This window comes from Proteus hauseri, assembly GCF_004116975.1.
GTDB classification, from domain to species: domain Bacteria; phylum Pseudomonadota; class Gammaproteobacteria; order Enterobacterales; family Enterobacteriaceae; genus Proteus; species Proteus hauseri.
On record NZ_CP026364.1, the window covers coordinates 2,521,861 to 2,539,148 of the forward strand.

Annotated in this window: 16 protein-coding genes; 12 read left to right on the top strand and 4 right to left on the bottom strand. The window is 38.9% G+C overall.

Annotation, left to right across the window (positions count from 1 at the left end):
- Nucleotides 1-35: 35 nt before the first annotated feature.
- Nucleotides 36-2,483 carry an acyl-CoA dehydrogenase FadE gene (gene fadE, locus PH4a_RS11450; RefSeq protein WP_129039884.1) on the bottom strand — a complete coding sequence of 816 codons (2,448 nt, stop codon included), beginning with the start codon at nucleotides 2,481-2,483 and terminating at the stop codon, nucleotides 36-38.
- Between the two features lie 239 nt (nucleotides 2,484-2,722).
- Between fadE and lpcA the strand changes: the two genes are divergently transcribed.
- Together lpcA and PH4a_RS11460 are read left to right on the top strand one after the other, a co-directional pair.
- Nucleotides 2,723-3,301 (top strand): D-sedoheptulose 7-phosphate isomerase, encoded by a 579-nt coding sequence (gene lpcA, locus PH4a_RS11455; RefSeq protein WP_064719221.1) that lies wholly within the window; start codon nucleotides 2,723-2,725, stop codon nucleotides 3,299-3,301.
- Nucleotides 3,302-3,359: 58 nt separating this feature from the next.
- Nucleotides 3,360-4,127, top strand: coding sequence for a class II glutamine amidotransferase (locus PH4a_RS11460; RefSeq protein ID WP_064719222.1), 768 nt, complete (start codon nucleotides 3,360-3,362; stop codon nucleotides 4,125-4,127).
- Here PH4a_RS11460 and PH4a_RS11465 read toward each other — a convergent pair.
- Nucleotides 4,098-4,865, bottom strand: coding sequence for a L,D-transpeptidase family protein (locus tag PH4a_RS11465; RefSeq protein WP_129039885.1), 768 nt, complete (start codon nucleotides 4,863-4,865; stop codon nucleotides 4,098-4,100). The genes PH4a_RS11460 and PH4a_RS11465 overlap by 30 nt on opposite strands.
- Before the next feature lie 415 nt (nucleotides 4,866-5,280).
- On the opposite strand from PH4a_RS11465, the gene PH4a_RS11470 reads away from it, so the two are divergent.
- The 8 genes from PH4a_RS11470 to nqrM all read left to right on the top strand — a co-directional run bounded on the left by PH4a_RS11470 (nucleotide 5,281) and on the right by nqrM (nucleotide 12,454).
- The gene (locus PH4a_RS11470) at nucleotides 5,281-6,621 is read left to right on the top strand and encodes a Na(+)-translocating NADH-quinone reductase subunit A (protein ID WP_129039887.1); all 1,341 of its coding nucleotides are present in this window, start codon (nucleotides 5,281-5,283) and stop codon (nucleotides 6,619-6,621) included.
- 3 nt (nucleotides 6,622-6,624) lie between these two features.
- Nucleotides 6,625-7,863, top strand: coding sequence for an NADH:ubiquinone reductase (Na(+)-transporting) subunit B (locus PH4a_RS11475; protein WP_129039889.1), 1,239 nt, complete (start codon nucleotides 6,625-6,627; stop codon nucleotides 7,861-7,863).
- Complete coding sequence (locus tag PH4a_RS11480; RefSeq protein ID WP_064719226.1) at nucleotides 7,856-8,641, top strand: Na(+)-translocating NADH-quinone reductase subunit C; 786 nt, start codon at nucleotides 7,856-7,858, stop codon at nucleotides 8,639-8,641. The genes PH4a_RS11475 and PH4a_RS11480 overlap by 8 nt, the downstream gene beginning before the upstream one ends.
- Nucleotides 8,634-9,263 (top strand): NADH:ubiquinone reductase (Na(+)-transporting) subunit D, encoded by a 630-nt coding sequence (locus tag PH4a_RS11485; protein WP_064719227.1) that lies wholly within the window; start codon nucleotides 8,634-8,636, stop codon nucleotides 9,261-9,263. Before PH4a_RS11480 ends, PH4a_RS11485 begins: the two co-directional genes overlap by 8 nt.
- A 5-nt stretch (nucleotides 9,264-9,268) precedes the next feature.
- A complete protein-coding gene (gene nqrE / locus PH4a_RS11490) occupies nucleotides 9,269-9,865 on the top strand; it encodes an NADH:ubiquinone reductase (Na(+)-transporting) subunit E (protein ID WP_064719228.1) in 597 nt (198 codons plus the stop codon).
- Nucleotides 9,866-9,881: 16 nt separating this feature from the next.
- Nucleotides 9,882-11,108, top strand: coding sequence for an NADH:ubiquinone reductase (Na(+)-transporting) subunit F (nqrF, locus tag PH4a_RS11495; protein ID WP_129039891.1), 1,227 nt, complete (start codon nucleotides 9,882-9,884; stop codon nucleotides 11,106-11,108).
- A 76-nt stretch (nucleotides 11,109-11,184) separates the two neighbouring features.
- The gene (locus PH4a_RS11500) at nucleotides 11,185-12,207 is read left to right on the top strand and encodes an FAD:protein FMN transferase (protein WP_129039894.1); all 1,023 of its coding nucleotides are present in this window, start codon (nucleotides 11,185-11,187) and stop codon (nucleotides 12,205-12,207) included.
- 19 nt (nucleotides 12,208-12,226) lie between these two features.
- Nucleotides 12,227-12,454, top strand: coding sequence for a (Na+)-NQR maturation NqrM (gene nqrM / locus PH4a_RS11505; protein WP_064719231.1), 228 nt, complete (start codon nucleotides 12,227-12,229; stop codon nucleotides 12,452-12,454).
- 147 nt (nucleotides 12,455-12,601) lie between these two features.
- Here the strand turns inward: nqrM and PH4a_RS11510 are convergent, their stop codons facing one another.
- Complete coding sequence (locus PH4a_RS11510; RefSeq protein ID WP_129039896.1) at nucleotides 12,602-13,474, bottom strand: glycerophosphodiester phosphodiesterase family protein; 873 nt, start codon at nucleotides 13,472-13,474, stop codon at nucleotides 12,602-12,604.
- 246 nt (nucleotides 13,475-13,720) lie between these two features.
- Between PH4a_RS11510 and dinB the strand changes: the two genes are divergently transcribed.
- Complete coding sequence (gene dinB, locus PH4a_RS11515; protein WP_129039898.1) at nucleotides 13,721-14,776, top strand: DNA polymerase IV; 1,056 nt, start codon at nucleotides 13,721-13,723, stop codon at nucleotides 14,774-14,776.
- Nucleotides 14,777-14,831: 55 nt separating this feature from the next.
- On the opposite strand, the gene pepD is transcribed toward dinB, so the two are convergent.
- Nucleotides 14,832-16,289 (bottom strand): beta-Ala-His dipeptidase, encoded by a 1,458-nt coding sequence (gene pepD, locus PH4a_RS11520; protein WP_129039900.1) that lies wholly within the window; start codon nucleotides 16,287-16,289, stop codon nucleotides 14,832-14,834.
- Between the two features lie 353 nt (nucleotides 16,290-16,642).
- On the opposite strand from pepD, the gene gpt reads away from it, so the two are divergent.
- Nucleotides 16,643-17,104, top strand: coding sequence for a xanthine phosphoribosyltransferase (gpt, locus tag PH4a_RS11525; protein WP_064719235.1), 462 nt, complete (start codon nucleotides 16,643-16,645; stop codon nucleotides 17,102-17,104).
- The last annotated feature ends 184 nt before the right edge of the window (nucleotides 17,105-17,288 follow it).

A 17,288-nucleotide genomic window follows, 5' to 3' on the forward strand; every position in this document is an offset into this window, starting at 1 on the left:
TTTATCCAACTTGATGAGCACTTAAATGCGTTTTATTAAGCTGCTTTGTTCGGTTTGATATTTTCAGCTTTAGGCTTTTTTACGGGTACCGCCAAAGCATCAAAATCAAATTCATCGACATTAATACTGCGTAAGCGGCTCTGCTCTGCTTTGCGTAAAATATCCGCTTCTTCGGTTGTTACACGTTTATCTGCTAATGCTTTATCTGCTAATTTATCTAATTGGGTGAAGCTAAATTTCTTCTCATAAAGACGACAGATTCGGTCAAAAATAGGTTCTGCAGCTAAAATGTCGAGAAGTGCTTCTTCCATTAAGCCATGAGGATTATGCTCCGATGGAGTAAGAAACTGTCCTCTGCCAATGCGATCACGAGTCTCAGAGGGTTGCTGAATAATCTGTGCAACTTTATGATCTAATTTATCTGAAGGTAGCTTCTGCGCTTTACCAACAGGGAAAATAATTGCGCGCATAGTGCCAGCAATAAAGCGACTAGGAAAGTTGCGTAGCAACTCATCAATGGCATTCTCTGCTTGATAAAGACACTCTTTAACACTCCAATGCACTAACGGTAAATCAGCAGTATTACGACCTTCATCTTCATAACGTTTTAGCGCCGCAGAGGCGAGGAATATATGGCTTAAGATATCACCTAGGCGCGCTGAAATTCGTTCACGACGTTTTAAACTACCACCTAAAACGCCCATTGAAACATCAGATAATAAAGCCATATTTGCACTGAGTCGGTTAATTTGTTGATAATAACGACGGGTTTCATCATGCGTTGGTGTTGGGCTTAAACGACCATTAGTGATACCTAACCAAATACTGCGCAATGTGTTACTTGCTACGTGTCCAAGATGACCGAATAAAGCACGATCAAAATCATGTAAGTTGCTATCTCTTGCAGCAGCCATTTCATCTAAAACATAAGGGTGACAGCGAATTGCACCTTGTCCGTAAATTATCATACTGCGAGTTAAGATATTGGCACCCTCAACAGTTATCGCGATAGGTGAACCTTGATAAGAGCGAGCAACGAAGTTTGAAGGGCCAAGGCAAATACCTTTACCACCAACAATATCCATTGCATCAATAATTCCGCGCTGTCCTCTGTGAGTACAATGATATTTAACGATAGCAGAGAGTACTGCGGGTTTTTCACCTAGCATAATACCAGTGGTAATTAAGGTGGATGCAGCATCCATTAAATAAGCATTACCAGCAAGGCGTGCTAATGGTTCTTCAATACCTTCCATTTTTCCAATAGGAATTTTGAATTGGCGGCGAATACGTGAATATGCACCTACGGCCATTGCTGCGCTTTTTAAGCTACCTGTTGAGTTAGATGGCAGAGTAATACCACGGCCAACAGATAAACACTCAACCAGCATTCTCCAGCCTTGTCCTGCCATTTTTGGACCACCGATAATATAATCGATAGGAACAAAAACATCTTTTCCGCGTGTAGGGCCATTCATAAATGGCACGTTTAATGGGAAGTGTCGTGAGCCAATCTCAACACCTTTTACATCGGTTGGAATTAAAGCACAGGTGATCCCTGGATTTTCATCATTACTTAATAGGTGCTCGGGATCGCGTAATTTAAAGGCTAAACCTAATACGGTTGCGATAGGGGCAAGGGTGATATAGCGCTTATTCCACGTTAAACGAATACCTAATACTTGTTCACCTTGCCATTCCCCCATACAAACAACGCCACTGTCAGGAATTGCCCCTGCATCAGAACCGGCTTCTGGGCTAGTTAACGCAAAGCAAGGGATTTCATCACCTTTTGCTAAACCAGGCAAATAACGTTTTTTCTGCTCATCAGTACCATAGTGTTGCAGTAATTCTCCAGGGCCTAATGAGTTAGGAACTCCAACAGTGATGGCTAAAATACCCGATACACCAGCCAGTTTTTGTAACACACGAGACTGCGCATAAGCCGAGAATTCTAATCCGCCGTACTCTTTTTTAATGATCATCGCAAAAAAACGATGATCTTTTAGGTATTGCCAGATCTCTGGCGGTAAGTCAGCAAGTTCATGAGTGATTTCAAAGTCATTTGTCATGCGACAAACTTCTTCTACTGGGCCATCAAGGAATGCTTGTTCTTCTGCGGTTAGTTGAGGTTTTGGGTAGTTGTGGAGTTGTTTCCAATCTGGAGCACCCCGGAAAAGCTCACCTTCCCACCATGTTGTTCCCGCATCTATCGCTTCTTGTTCTGTTTTAGACATAGAAGGCATAACTTTTTGAAATGCCTTAAGCGCAGGCGCTGATATATACGCTTTTCGGATTGATGGAAGCGTTAAAGGCAATAAGACTATCGCGACTGGAAGAAGTAACCAATAGCTCCAAATATTAGTGAGTCCCATTACAAAAGTATAAGCAATAAGAAGGATACTGCTAACGACAAGGCTATATTTGCGATAACTAAGTATGCCGATTAAAACTAAAAAAAGCACAATACTGAGTAGGATCATAATAAAACTCCTGTATTTTGCAAGACGTCAGAGGTCAGACCTGTTGTTTGTTCTTTAGATCTAATCTAGTTACTAGTTTTTATCAATATTTTTACATTCTAATTACAATGTAGCTCACAAATTATTCGTAAATGAGATAAGTTAGCATTTGCTGATAAGCAGCATCTTCTTTCATGGCATTGGATCCGTTACACTGAGAAACAGAAATTTTCGATTACCCTTTCTGGAGTAAAAATCCTATGTACCAAGATCTTATCCGTGGTGAATTAACAGAAGCAGCAGATACACTTTCACGTTTTCTGCAAGATGACGCTAATATCGACGCTATCCAAAAAGCAGCAGTATTACTTGCAGACTCATTTAAAGCTGGTGGCAAAGTATTATCTTGTGGTAACGGTGGCTCTCATTGCGATGCTATGCATTTTGCCGAAGAGCTTACAGGGCGTTATCGTGAAAATAGACCCGGCTATCCTGCAATTGCCATTTCTGATGTCAGTCATATTTCGTGTGTGAGTAATGACTTTGGATACGAATATGTATTTTCACGTTATGTGGAAGCAGTTGGCAGAGAAGGCGATGTGTTACTGGGGATCTCAACTTCAGGTAACTCAGGTAATATTATTAAAGCCATTAGTGCTGCGCGTGAAAAAGGCATGAAAGTCATCACGTTAACCGGTAAAGATGGCGGTAAAATGGATGGTACAGCAGATATCGAAATTCGAGTTCCTCATTTTGGTTATGCTGATCGCATTCAAGAAATTCATATCAAAGTTATTCATATTCTTATCCAATTAATTGAAAAAGAAATGGAAAAGTAATTCACTGTTGATATCGCTGTAAAAGAGTATTTTTAGTTTTAGCAAAAAGGAGTGAGCGATGTGTGAACTGTTAGGCATGAGTGCCAATGTACCGACAGACATTAATTTCAGTTTGAGTGGATTGATCCCTAGAGGTGGCAAAACGGGACCTCATAAAGATGGTTGGGGAATTACTTTCTATGAAGGACTGGGGTGTCGTACATTTAAAGATCCTCAAGCCAGTGCTGTATCACCTGTCGCTCGCTTTGTGCAGGAATATCCGATTAAATCAGAGGCAGTCATTGCGCATATTCGTCAAGCAAATCGTGGAAATGTCTCTTTAGAAAATACTCATCCATTTACTCGCGAATTATGGGGTAAAAATTGGACTTATGCACATAATGGACAGCTAAAAGGCTATCAATCGCTTGATTCAGGACGTTTTAGAACAATTGGACAAACGGATAGTGAAAAGGCATTTTGCTGGATTTTAAATCAGCTTGAAAACCGTTATCAGCGTACTCCTGCTAATTGGCCTGCAGTCTTTCGTTATATTGCTATATTAGCGGATCAACTAAGGCAAAAAGGCGTATTTAATATGCTGTTATCAGATGGACGATTTGTAATGGCCTATTGCTCAACTAATTTGCATTGGATTACACGTAAAGCCCCTTTCGGCAAAGCTAAATTACTTGATCAAGATGTAGAAATTGATTTTCAGCAACATACTCAGTCTGATGATGTTGTTTCTGTTATTTCAACGCTACCTCTTACTGGTAATGAATCTTGGCAACGTATTCCAGTTGGAGAGTTTGTTTTATTTGATCGCGGTGTGAGAGTTCTCTAGCCATTTAAGTGGTGTATTTTTAGGTAATGTATTTTGCGATAAGTTAAGTGTGGGAGTTATATCTTTACTTTTGACAAAATAACGCCCATTACTAATGGTAATAGCCGGTATTTCATGATGTTTTTCTACATAATGATAAGCAGGTGCTAGTTGTTGCCAGAAATCAATATTAACGGAATATTGGTGTTTTCTCATATTTTCAGCGGTCATTTTAAAGGGGAAAATATGAACATTTATCGTGTTTTGCCCCTTCTGTAATGCTAACTCTGCATATTGATAAATCTCGTCCATAATTTTATCTGTCATCGCATAACAACCTACTGATTTACACGCTCCGTGGATCATTAAAAAGTCGCCTGTATATCCTTGGGATTTATCATATTGGTTGGGAAAGCCTAAGTCTATTGATCGGTAAAATCGACTATTCGGATTTAATTGGCGATTATTTACTTGATAAAAGCCTTCTGGGCTTTTTAAATCACCTTGAAACTTTTTAGGCCCTAATCCGCCGGAATAGCTACAGATAGGGTAACTACGTATTTTTTCTAATTGTCCATCTGCATTTTCAATATAAAGTTCAAGCAAGCTTTCTTCTTTGAAAATTTGAATATAGATTGGTTTTCCAGTACTTTTTTCTATCGGATCTATAAGAAATTTTGAACTATTATCTGCGTTAACTAACAAGCTTATTAACATTAATGTTAAAAAAGTGATTAACTGTTTTGCGTGATTGGTCATGGTTTTATCAGTAAAATAGCTTAATATTTGTTGATAAAGTAGGTGTTAGATTGCGATGAAGCAATAAATTTGTAAATAAAAATATAATATGAAACTTTTTAATTTACAAATTATTCTGTATAGATTTTAATCTAACGACGATAAATGTGATATTTTAATTCGGTTTATACGAGTTGTTAACGTTTCAGTCAAAATAATATTCCTATTTGCTTGAGCTAAATCACTCGAATAGTCAGACAGCTTTAAACTGAGATGATAAAATTCAGGTCGGCAGAATAAGAGAAAATAGTAACAATTATCGGAGATAAATAACTTAAGGCTTCAAAGTGCCTTAAGGTGCTTTTATTACAGAGTCGCTACATTTTCGGGGTGAATTTGTAGCTTAGGGTTTAACTGATAAACTTGTGCAAATCTTATGATTAAAATTAAAAAAGGACTCGACCTCCCAATTGCAGGAGCGCCTGCCCAAGTAATAGAAGACGGACCCACAATTCGACGCGTAGCATTGCTAGGTGAAGAATATGTTGGTATGCGTCCTTCTATGGTGGTTTCGGAAGGTGAGCATGTTAAGAAAGGGCAGGTTCTTTTTGAAGATAAAAAGAATCCTGGTGTTATTTTCACCAGTCCTGCTTGTGGTAAAATTGTCGAAATTAACCGTGGTGAGCGTCGTGTATTTCAATCTATTGTTATCGAAATTGATGGCGACCAAGAAATCACTTTCAATCGTTATGATAGCGCATCACTTTCATCGCTCACGCGTGAACAGGTTGAGCAAAATCTAGTTAGTTCTGGAATGTGGACTGCGCTCAGAACTCGTCCTTATAGTCGTACACCACATTTAGGTAGCACACCCGCTGCTATTTTTGTTACTGCAATGGATACCAATCCACTTGCAGCAGACCCTATGGTTATTATTCAAGAACACGAAAAAGCCTTTAATGATGGCTTGGTGATTTTAGGTAAATTAACCGAAGGCAAAGTTTATGTTTGTCATGGTGAGTTATCACCAACTAAATTAAATGACGGACAAATTAGCTATAACCAATTTGTAGGGCCACACCCTGCGGGGCTTGCTGGTACACATATTCATTTCTTAGAACCAGTAAGTGCTAAGAAAATGGTTTGGCAATTAAATTACCAAGATGTCATCGCTATTGGTTATCTGTTTACTACAGGCTCTTTATATACTGAACGTGTTATTGCATTAGGTGGCCCTCAAGTTAAGTCGCCTCGCTTGCTACGCTCTCGTTTAGGGGCTGATCTCTATGAATTAACTAAAGACCAGCTGATTGATGATGAGAACCGTATTATTTCTGGCTCTGTATTATGGGGATGGAAATCTGATGAGGCTCATCATTACCTCGGGCGTTTTCATAACCAAGTTTCTGTATTACGTGAAGGTCGCGATAAAGAACTATTTGGTTGGGGAATGCCAGGGTCTGATAAGTTTTCTATTACCCGTACCACGATTGGTCACTTCCTTAAAAATAAACGCTTTGCATTTACCACAACAATGAATGGTGGTGAGCGTTCAATGGTTCCAATTGGTAACTATGAGCGTGTAATGCCGTTAGACATTATGGCAACGCATTTATTACGTGATTTATTGGTTGGCGATACTGACAGTTCTCAAGCATTAGGTTGCTTGGAATTGGACGAAGAGGATTTAGGATTATGTACTTATGTTTGTCCAAGCAAATATGAGTATGGTCCAGCACTGCGTCAAGTATTGACCAAAATTGAGCAGGAAGGGTAACTCATGGGTTTGAAAAATTTATTTGAAAAAGTAGAGCACCATTTTGAGCCCGGCGGCAAATATGCAAAGTGGTATGTGCTTTATGAAGCAGTTACCACGGTGTTTTATACACCGGGTACAGTAACGCGAAATGGAGGTCATGTTCGCGATACTATCGATTTAAAACGTATGATGATCCTTGTTTGGCTATCTGTCTTTCCAGCGATGTTTTGGGGCATGTATAACGTAGGTCATCAAGCTATTCCCGCACTTAATCAGTTATATAGTGGTGCTGAATTACAGCAAATTATTGCTTCAGATTGGCATTACCGTTTAGCTGAGTTTCTTGGTGCATCACTTCATGCAGATGCTGGATGGGCAAGTAAAATGTTGCTAGGCGCAACTTACTTTTTACCTATCTATCTTGTGGTTTTTGCTGTCGGTGGTTTCTGGGAAGTGTTGTTTGCCTTTATTCGTGGTCATGAAATCAACGAAGGATTCTTTGTTACATCAATCCTTTTTGCATTGATTGTGCCACCAACACTACCGTTATGGCAGGCTGCATTAGGTATTACCTTTGGTGTGGTTATTGCGAAAGAAGTTTTCGGTGGTACAGGTCGTAACTTCTTAAACCCAGCATTAGCAGGCCGTGCCTTTCTATTTTTTGCTTACCCAGCACAAATATCAGGCGATTTAGTCTGGACTGCTGCTGATGGTTTTTCAGGTGCAACGCCATTATCGCAATGGTCCGTTTCTGGCGAAAGCGCATTAATGAATGTGGTGACAAATCAACCTATTTCTTGGATGGATGCTTTCTTAGGAAATATACCAGGTTCTATTGGCGAAGTTTCCACACTAATGATCCTTATTGGTGGTGCTGTCATTCTCTTTGCTCGTATTGCTTCATGGCGTATTGTCGCTGGCGTGCTGGTGGGAATGATCGCGATGTCATACTTGTTTAACTTTATTGGTTCTGACTCTAATTCATTATTCTCTATGCCTTGGCATTGGCACCTAGTATTAGGTGGTTTTGCGTTTGGTATGATGTTTATGGCAACAGACCCAGTATCAGCATCGTTTACTGATAAAGGTAAATGGGCTTACGGCATTCTGATTGGCGTAATGGCTGTGCTTATTCGCGTCGTCAATCCGGCTTATCCAGAAGGTATGATGCTGGCAATCTTATTCGCAAACTTATTTGCGCCACTGTTCGATTATGTGGTTGTTCAGGCGAATATTAAGCGGAGAAAAGCTCGTGGCTAAAGAAAAAAACAAAGATAGCGTCGGAAGAACGTTCCTCGTTGTATTTATTCTGTGTCTTGTCTGTTCCGTTGTGGTAGCAGGTTCTGCGGTTGGATTAAAATCCAAACAAGAAGAACAAAAACTACTGGATAAACAACGTAATATTCTTGATGTTGCTGGTTTACTTGCTCCGAAAATGAGTGCAAGTGAAGTATTGAAAGTGTATGACTCTCGTATTAAAGCGAAAATTGTTAACTTTCAAACAGGTGAACTGACAGACAGTAAAGGTGCTTTCGATTTAAATACAGAATTGCGTAGTGATGAAACTTCTATCGCATTATCACCTGCTGAAGATATCGCCAAAATTCGCCGCCGCGCTAATACCGCAGAGGTTTATTTTGTTTTAGATGAGCAAGGCAAAACCACTGAAGTCGTACTACCTGTTTATGGATCTGGTTTATGGTCTGTAATGTATGCCTTTGTTGCTGTTGATATTGATGGTGTAACTTCAAAAGGTATTACTTACTATGCTCATGGTGAAACACCTGGCTTAGGTGGTGAAGTTGATAATCCACAATGGAAAGCACAATGGAAAGGTAAACACCTGATTAATGAAGAAGGTGTACCTGCAATTAAGATTGTTCGTGGTGGCGCAACTGATAGCCCTTATGGCATTGATGGTCTTTCTGGTGCAACACTAACGTCTAATGGTATCCAGCATATGTTCGATTTCTGGTTAGGCGACAAAGGTTTCGGCCCATTCCTGAAAAAAGTACGTGAAGGAGAGATAAATGGCTGATACAAAAGAAATTAAACGAGTCCTTCTTGGGCCGTTATTAGATAACAACCCCATTGCTTTACAGGTACTTGGTGTCTGTTCTGCATTAGCGGTAACAACAAAGCTTGAGACAGCATTAGTGATGACAATTGCAGTAACATTAGTTACGGCATTTTCAAACTTCTTTATTTCACTGATCCGTAATTTCATTCCTAGCAGTGTGCGTATTATTGTTCAAATGGCAATTATTGCATCGCTAGTTATTGTTGTTGACCAAATTTTACAAGCTTACGCTTATGAAATTTCAAAGCAGCTTTCTGTTTTTGTTGGCCTTATTATTACTAACTGTATTGTTATGGGTCGGGCTGAAGCTTATGCGATGAAATCACCACCAATTGAAAGCTTTATGGATGGTATCGGTAACGGTTTGGGATATGGTGTTATCTTGATCCTTGTCGGGTTTTTACGTGAGCTATTTGGCTCAGGAAAATTATTCGGCATCACTGTGATGGAATCTATTCAAAACGGTGGTTGGTATCAGCCTAATGGCTTGTTCTTATTAGCACCGAGTGCGTTCTTTATTATCGGCTTGCTAATTTGGGGATTACGTACATTAAAACCAGCACAGGTTGAAGAGGACTAATCACCATGGAACATTATATAAGCCTATTTGTTAGAGCGGTTTTTATTGAAAATATGGCACTCGCATTTTTCTTAGGGATGTGTACTTTTATTGCCGTATCTAAAAATGTAAAAACAGCTTTTGGTTTGGGTGTCGCAGTAACCGTTGTATTAGGTCTTTCTGTGCCATTGAATAACCTGGTTTACAACTATGTGCTACGTGATAACGCATTGATGGAAGGAGTTGATTTAAGTTTCTTAAATTTCATCACTTTTATTGGTGTAATTGCAGCATTAGTGCAAATCCTAGAAATGATTTTAGACCGTTATTTCCCTTCGCTGTATAACGCGTTAGGGATCTTCTTGCCACTTATAACCGTTAACTGTGCCATTTTCGGTGGTGTGTCATTTATGGCGCAGCGTGACTATAACTTTAGTGAATCTATAGTTTATGGTTTCGGCTCTGGAATTGGTTGGATGTTAGCCATCGTATTACTGGCTTCTATCCGTGAGAAAATGAAGTACGCGGATGTACCGGCAGGTATGAAGGGATTAGGCGTTACTTTTGTCACCACAGGGTTGATGGCATTAGGTTTCATGTCCTTCTCTGGTGTTCAGCTATAAAGGGTGAGAAGAACTCATGGATATAATTATTCTAGGTGTTGCGATGTTTACCCTGATTGTATTGGTGCTAACTGCTTTGATTTTGTTTGCAAAATCAAAGTTGGTCAATACAGGGGATATTGAAGTAGAGGTCAATGGCGACCCCGAAAAAAGTTTTCATGCGCCAGCCGGCGATAAATTACTCAATGTTTTATCAAACGAAGGTATTTTTATCTCGTCAGCGTGTGGTGGTGGTGGTTCTTGTGGCCAGTGCCGAGTAAAAGTGCTTGATGGTGGTGGTGATATTCTGCCAACCGAGCTTTCTCATATTAACAAACGTGAAGCTAAAGAAGGGTGTCGTTTAGCTTGTCAGGTAAACGTCAAAACTAACCTGAAATTAGAACTACCAGAAGAGATTTTTGGTGTTAAAAAATGGGAGTGTGAAGTTGTCTCTAATGATAATAAAGCAACGTTTATTAAAGAATTAATACTCAAAATTCCAGAGGGTGAGGTTGTTCCTTTCCGTGCTGGTGGCTTTATTCAAATAGAGTGTCCACCTCATACAGTACGTTACGAAGATTTTGATGTACCTGAAGAGTACCGTGAAGATTGGGATAAGTTTAATTTATTCCGCTATGTTTCTGATGTAAAAGAGACAACGGTTCGTGCATATTCTATGGCTAATTACCCTGAAGAGCACGGTATTATCATGTTAAATGTGCGTATTGCAACGCCTCCGCCTCGTAATCCTGATGTACCACCAGGAATTATGTCATCTTATATTTGGTCGTTAAAACCGGGTGATAAAGTGACAATTTCCGGACCATTTGGTGAGTTCTTTGCTAAAGAAACCGATGCAGAGATGATCTTTATTGGTGGTGGCGCAGGTATGGCACCAATGCGTTCTCATATCTTTGATCAGTTAAAACGTTTGCATTCTAAGCGCAAAATTAGCTTCTGGTATGGTGCTCGTTCTGTGCGTGAAATGTTCTACACCGAAGATTTCGATATGCTTGCAAAAGAAAACGAAAACTTTACTTGGAATGTCGCGCTTTCAGATGCATTGCCTGAAGATAATTGGACTGGTTACACTGGTTTTATTCACAATGTGCTTTTTGAAAATTACCTCAAAAATCATCCCGCACCAGAAGATTGTGAATTCTATATGTGTGGACCACCAGTGATGAATGCAGCAGTTATTAAAATGCTGAAAGATTTAGGTGTTGAAGATGAAAATATTATGCTTGATGATTTTGGTGGTTGATCCAAATTCTCTATAAAGCATGAATGAAATGACAAGCGCCCACAGATGTGGGCGCTTATGATCAGAAGAGAGAGTTATGTTAAAAACAAAGATGATAAATTGGATAGTGATGGTGTTTGCGCTGGTATTATTATCTGCATGTGGTGAAAAACAGCAGGTATTAGAAGGCGAAACAATGGGAACTTATTACTCGATTAAATATGTTCCTGATAGTAATTCACCTCCACAGGCCGTCTTACAGACAGAAATTGATCGTATTCTTGAAGAAGTTAATGATCAGATGTCAACATATCGTCCTCATTCTGAATTAAGTCGTTTCAACCAAAGCCGTGAAATCAATACACCATTTCCTGTTTCAGCAGCAACCGCAAAAGTGGTGAGTGAAGCAATTCGCATTAACAAAATGACTGATGGTGCATTAGATGTCACCGTTGGGCCTTTGGTTAATTTATGGGGGTTTGGCCCTGAAGGCCGTTTTATTCATCAACCTTCAGAAGATGAGTTAGAAAAACGTAAACAGTGGATTGGTATTGATTATCTAACAGTGGAAGGTAACTCATTAATTAAAAAAATTCCTGAGCTTTATGTCGATTTATCTTCTATTGCTAAAGGTTATGGTGTTGATGTCGTTGCAGAGTATTTGATCTCTCAAAATATCACTAATTATATGGTGGATATTGGTGGAGAAGTAAGAACTCAGGGCGTGAATGGTAACGATAAACGCTGGCGTATCGCGATAGAAAAGCCAGCTAATGACGGTACCAACCAAAGTGTACAATTAATAATTGAACCGGGCGATAATTCAATTGCCACCTCTGGTGATTATCGTAATTACTTTGAAGAAGATGGAATACGTTTTTCTCATACTATTGACCCAACAACTGGCCGTCCTATTAAGCATAACCTTGCTTCAATTACAGTGATTGTACCAAATTGTATGAGCGCTGATGGCCTCTCAACTGGGTTAAATGTATTAGGGCCAGTAAAAGGCTTAGAAGTCGCGAATGAGTTAAATATTCCTGTCTTTATGATAGTTAAAACTGAAAAGGGGTTTGAAGAGCGTTATAGTAAGGCATTCGCCCCATTTTTGAAAAAATAGAATTTAAGGAGAGAAGGTTATGTTAAAAATATTTCTTTTTGCCTTCATCTTGTTCCTGCTGGCATTTTTTGGCATGGCGTTAGGTTATATTGTTAAACGCAAAAGCATTCAAGGTAGCTGTGGTGGTTTAGGTTCTATTGGTATTGAAAAAGAGTGCGATTGTCCAGAACCTTGTGATGCACGTAAAAAGCGAATGGCAAAAGAAGCTGCTCGTCAGGAAGTATTAAATAAAAATCGTATTTTATAAATTGAATTGAAAGTGATAGATAAGTAAATAGTTTGGTATCGCCGCTATTATTTAATCGATCAACATAAATCAAATAAAAAGAGTGACGCTAATATTTAACGTCACTCTTTTTTCTTATAAATAATTGGAAATGTTATAACTAAAATATTAATCTTTTTTAAAACTCTTCATATTCGCAGGCGAATCAACCATAACGGCGTCAGCACCTAATTGTGTGGCTTGATCATAGTCTTTTTCTGTATTGATACCAAACAGAACGATATGTGCATTGCCACCCGCACGAAAACAAGACATAGCATCTTTATTCCAACTTAAAACAGATGCTGATTTTGCTTCTCCTAGTGTGTATTTTTCTACGACTTCAACTTTACGGTGTAGTTCTAATCCGTACCAACGAGTCACATCAAGATTTTCTGGTAATAAGCAAATTTGCCCCATTGTAATGTTTGCCAGAATGTCACGAGTGACATCTCGGCTTTCAAACCGCTGTACATTATCAGGTAATGCATCAAGGAATTTGGTATTCGTTGAATAAACGCGGGTACGATGTAGTGCATTATTACGATTTAATACAGTTGCTAATGCATTTCCCTGTTTTGCAGGATCAGCATCAGGTGATTTTAAATCGAGATAGAATTGAGTGTTTGGGAACTGAGTTAGAATATATTCTAACGTTGGGATGGTAATACCCTTGTTACGATAAGGGTATTGTTGTTTTTCACCGTATTGATAGCCAGCGTCTAATTTTGCTAACTCTTCAGCTGTGAATTGAGAAATAACACCTTGTCCATTTGTTAGGTTCTTTAAATCACTCGGTCGATAAAGCACTGGGATATTATCTTTTGATAATTGTAGCGTTATCCAAATGGCATCCGCTTGGTTATTGAGCGCTGTTTTTATAGCGATTTCAGTATTTTCAGGAGCGTCTGCAGCACCCCCTCTATGTGCAATAATTTTAGGAGAGGCCATAAGAAAAATAGAATAAAAAAAGAGAGAAGTTGCGATGAATAATTTAACCATGAAAATTCATTTCCTTGTTTTATATGATTATTTACATGAATGTATGAATAACAAAAATAAATTCAGAGCAAGTAAGGCAGCAAAAAACAATCTATCATCTCTTTGTGACAATTCTATAACTAAACGGACTTATTCAGAGTTTTATGAGAAAAACACCCTAAATGAGGGAGCATAAACAAGGATAAAAATTGTAGTTAATATTCAATTACTGTATATTTAAACAGTAAATTATTAAGGGTGAATTGTATGCGTAAAATTATTCATGTAGATATGGATTGTTTCTATGCTGCGATTGAAATGCGAGATAACCCAGCATTGAAAGATATTCCTATTGCTGTGGGAGGAAATGCATCTAGGCGTGGCGTTATTTGTACGGCAAATTATCCTGCACGCCGTTTTGGTGTACGTAGCGCGATGTCTACAGCCAATGCTCTTAAGCTTTGCCCTCACTTAACCGTATTACCGGGTAGAATGGCACTATATAAAGAAACATCAGTAAGGATCCGCCAAATTTTCTCTCGTTATACTGATCTCATTGAGCCGCTTTCACTTGATGAAGCTTACCTTGATGTTTCCGATAGTGTGCACTGTCAGGGGTCAGCGACGTTAATTGCTCAAGCTATCCGCCAACAAATTTTTGATGAACTACATTTAACCGCATCTGCTGGAATAGCGCCGATTAAGTTCTTAGCCAAAATTGCTTCTGATATTAATAAGCCCAATGGACAATTTGTTATTACGCCAGAACAGATGGACGACTTTATTTTAACGTTACCTCTGAATAAAATTCCTGGGGTAGGTAAAGTGACTTTTGCGCGATTACAAGAAATGGGATTAAAAACTTGTGCTGATATTCGCCGTACTGACGTTATTTCTTTAGTTAAAGCGTTGGGAAAATTTGGACAGAATTTATGGGAGCGTAGTCACGGCATTGATGAGCGTTTAATAAATCCAGATAGGTTAAGAAAATCAGTTGGTGTAGAACGTACTTTTGCTGAAGATATTAATTCATGGGATGAGTGTCGTAAGTTACTTGATGGGCTATATGACGAATTAGAAAAACGATTAATAAAAGTAAAACTGGATTTACGCATTGCTAGGCAGGGTGTAAAACTAAAGTTCGATGATTTTCAATTAACCACACAAGAACATACGCATCCTATTTTAGAAAAAGAAGATCTCGTTAAAATTGCTTATCAAGCTTGGCATGAACGTAGAAATGGGCGAGGAGTGAGATTAGTTGGATTTCATGTCACATTACAAGATCCACAAATCGAACGGCAACTTCTTTTAGCGTTATGAATATTAAAATAAAACCCGCAATTGCGGGTTTTATTTTGGCTACAGCTCAGTGTTATTATTTAGCAGGGATTGCTTTTAAAATTGCTGTTAATAACTGCCAGTATTGACCTACGCTCTTAATATGAACGCGTTCATCTGGTGAGTGTGCACCACGAATCGTTGGCCCAATAGAAACCATATCCATATCTGGGTAAGGTTTTTTGAATAAGCCACATTCAAGACCAGCGTGGATCACCATGATGTTTGGCACTTTATCAAATAATTGCTGATAAGTGTCACGCACTAAGTGCATTACAGGAGAATCCGCATCCGGTTTCCAACCTGGGTAGCCACCTTTGCTTTCGATATCTGCTTTAGCAAGTTTTGCTAATGCTGTCAGCATACTAACAACATAAGTTTTACCACTATCAATCAGAGAGCGAATTAAACAAAGGATCTCAATTTTATTATCAACAATGCTGACAACACCTACGTTTAATGAGGTTTCAACGACACCTGCAACGTCATCGCTCATACGAATAACACCATTTGGCATTGCATTCAGTAGATTGATAAAACGTTGTTGGCAATCAGCAGAGAAAGCTTGTTTATCTGTAGTGGTATCAATTAATTCAACTTTCAGATTTTTTTCAGCAATAGCTAATTCGCTTTTTAATAAAGCTTCAAATTTTTCTTTAAGCGTTTCTAACTTGCTAACGTTTTCAGATGGAACAGCAAATACAATATTCGCTTCACGAGGAATAGCATTACGCAGTGTACCACCGTGGAAATCAATTAATTTCAGTGATAATTCGTCTGCATGACCCGCTAAGAATCGCGCTAATAATTTATTAGCGTTACCTAAACCTAAATGGATATCACCACCAGAGTGACCACCGTTTAAGCCTTTTAACACGAGTTGTTTTACGACATGATTGGCAGGAATAGCGTCATAAGAGAGGCTTACTGTGGTTTTAACATCAATACCACCAGCACAACCCATATAGATTTCGCCTTCTTCTTCTGAGTCAGTGTTGATCAGGATATCTGCTTGCAACCAACCTGGTTGTAAACCGAAAGCACCATCCATACCCGTTTCTTCGGTCATGGTTAAAAGCACTTCTAATGGGCCGTGTTTTACAGTGTCATCAGCCAGTACAGCAAGTGCAGATGCCATACCTACGCCGTTATCCGCACCCAGTGTAGTACCTTTTGCTTTGATCCATTCACCATCAACATAAGGTTGAATCGGATCTTTAGTAAAATCGTGTTCAGTATCGTTATTTTTTTGTGGCACCATATCTAAGTGTGCTTGTAAAACAACGGTTTTACGATCTTCCATGCCTTTGGTTGCTGGCTTGCGAATTAAAATATTACCGACAGCATCACGTTCAGCAAAAAGGCCTTTTTCAGCAGCCCAAGAAAGAATATGAGAGGCTAAAGCTTCTTCATGATGTGATGGATGTGGAATAGAACAAATTTTTGCAAAAATATCCCATAGTGGTTGTGGGGATAGAGTAGATAGTTCAGACACGATGAATCTCCTATAACAGCATCTGTGTTATGAATAGCCTACCGCTTTATTTAAGGGTTAGCTTTATTATTCTGAGCGTTATACGCCAATGTAACCGAGAATATCATTTTATTTTGAGGAATGCGTCATTCTATTCATATCTCTATCTAAGAAATTAGATCTCTATGTAAGATTAATATTTTATATAGTTTGTTTTGTAGTCAAAAAAAGACTCGTTAGTAAAAAATGAGAATAATCTCGCCAGATTTCACCTTTTCTCTGGTTTTTAGGCGCTTAAATCACTATAATCTCGCGCAACCTTTTTTTCCGCAAAAAAGCTTCTCTCGAATTCAAGTAGCTAGGATCACAATATTATGAGCGAAAAATATGTTGTAACGTGGGATATGTTGCAAATACATGCCCGTCAATTGGCGCAACGTTTATTACCAGTCGAACAATGGACAGGCATTATAGCTGTCAGCCGTGGGGGATTAGTTCCTGCTGCATTACTTGCTCGTGAATTAGGTATCCGTCATGTGGATACTGTCTGCATTTCTAGCTATGATCACGATCATCAGCGTGACCTCAAAATCTTAAAAAAAGCAGAAGGCGATGGTGAAGGCTTTATCGTCGTTGATGATTTAGTCGATACTGGCGGCACAGCTAAAGTTATTCGTGATATGTATCCAAAAGCCCACTTTGTGACTATCTTTGCTAAGCCAGAAGGTAGCCCATTAGTTGATGATTTTGTGATTTCTATTCCACAAAATACTTGGATTGAGCAACCTTGGGATATGGGTGTTGCTTTTATTCCACCAGTATGTGACCAAAAATAAATTCTATAGCGAGTCATTAATTTAAATTACAAACTAATGATAGTTATAAGAAAAGTCCTCGCATTTCTTTAATGTGGGGATTTTTTTTACTTGTTTCCCTGCCTGCCTATTTTTATCCTTATCAATATTATGCTTGAGTGCTGTTGAATGGTGTGATTAGCACAGCACAAGCTGATTTCATGCT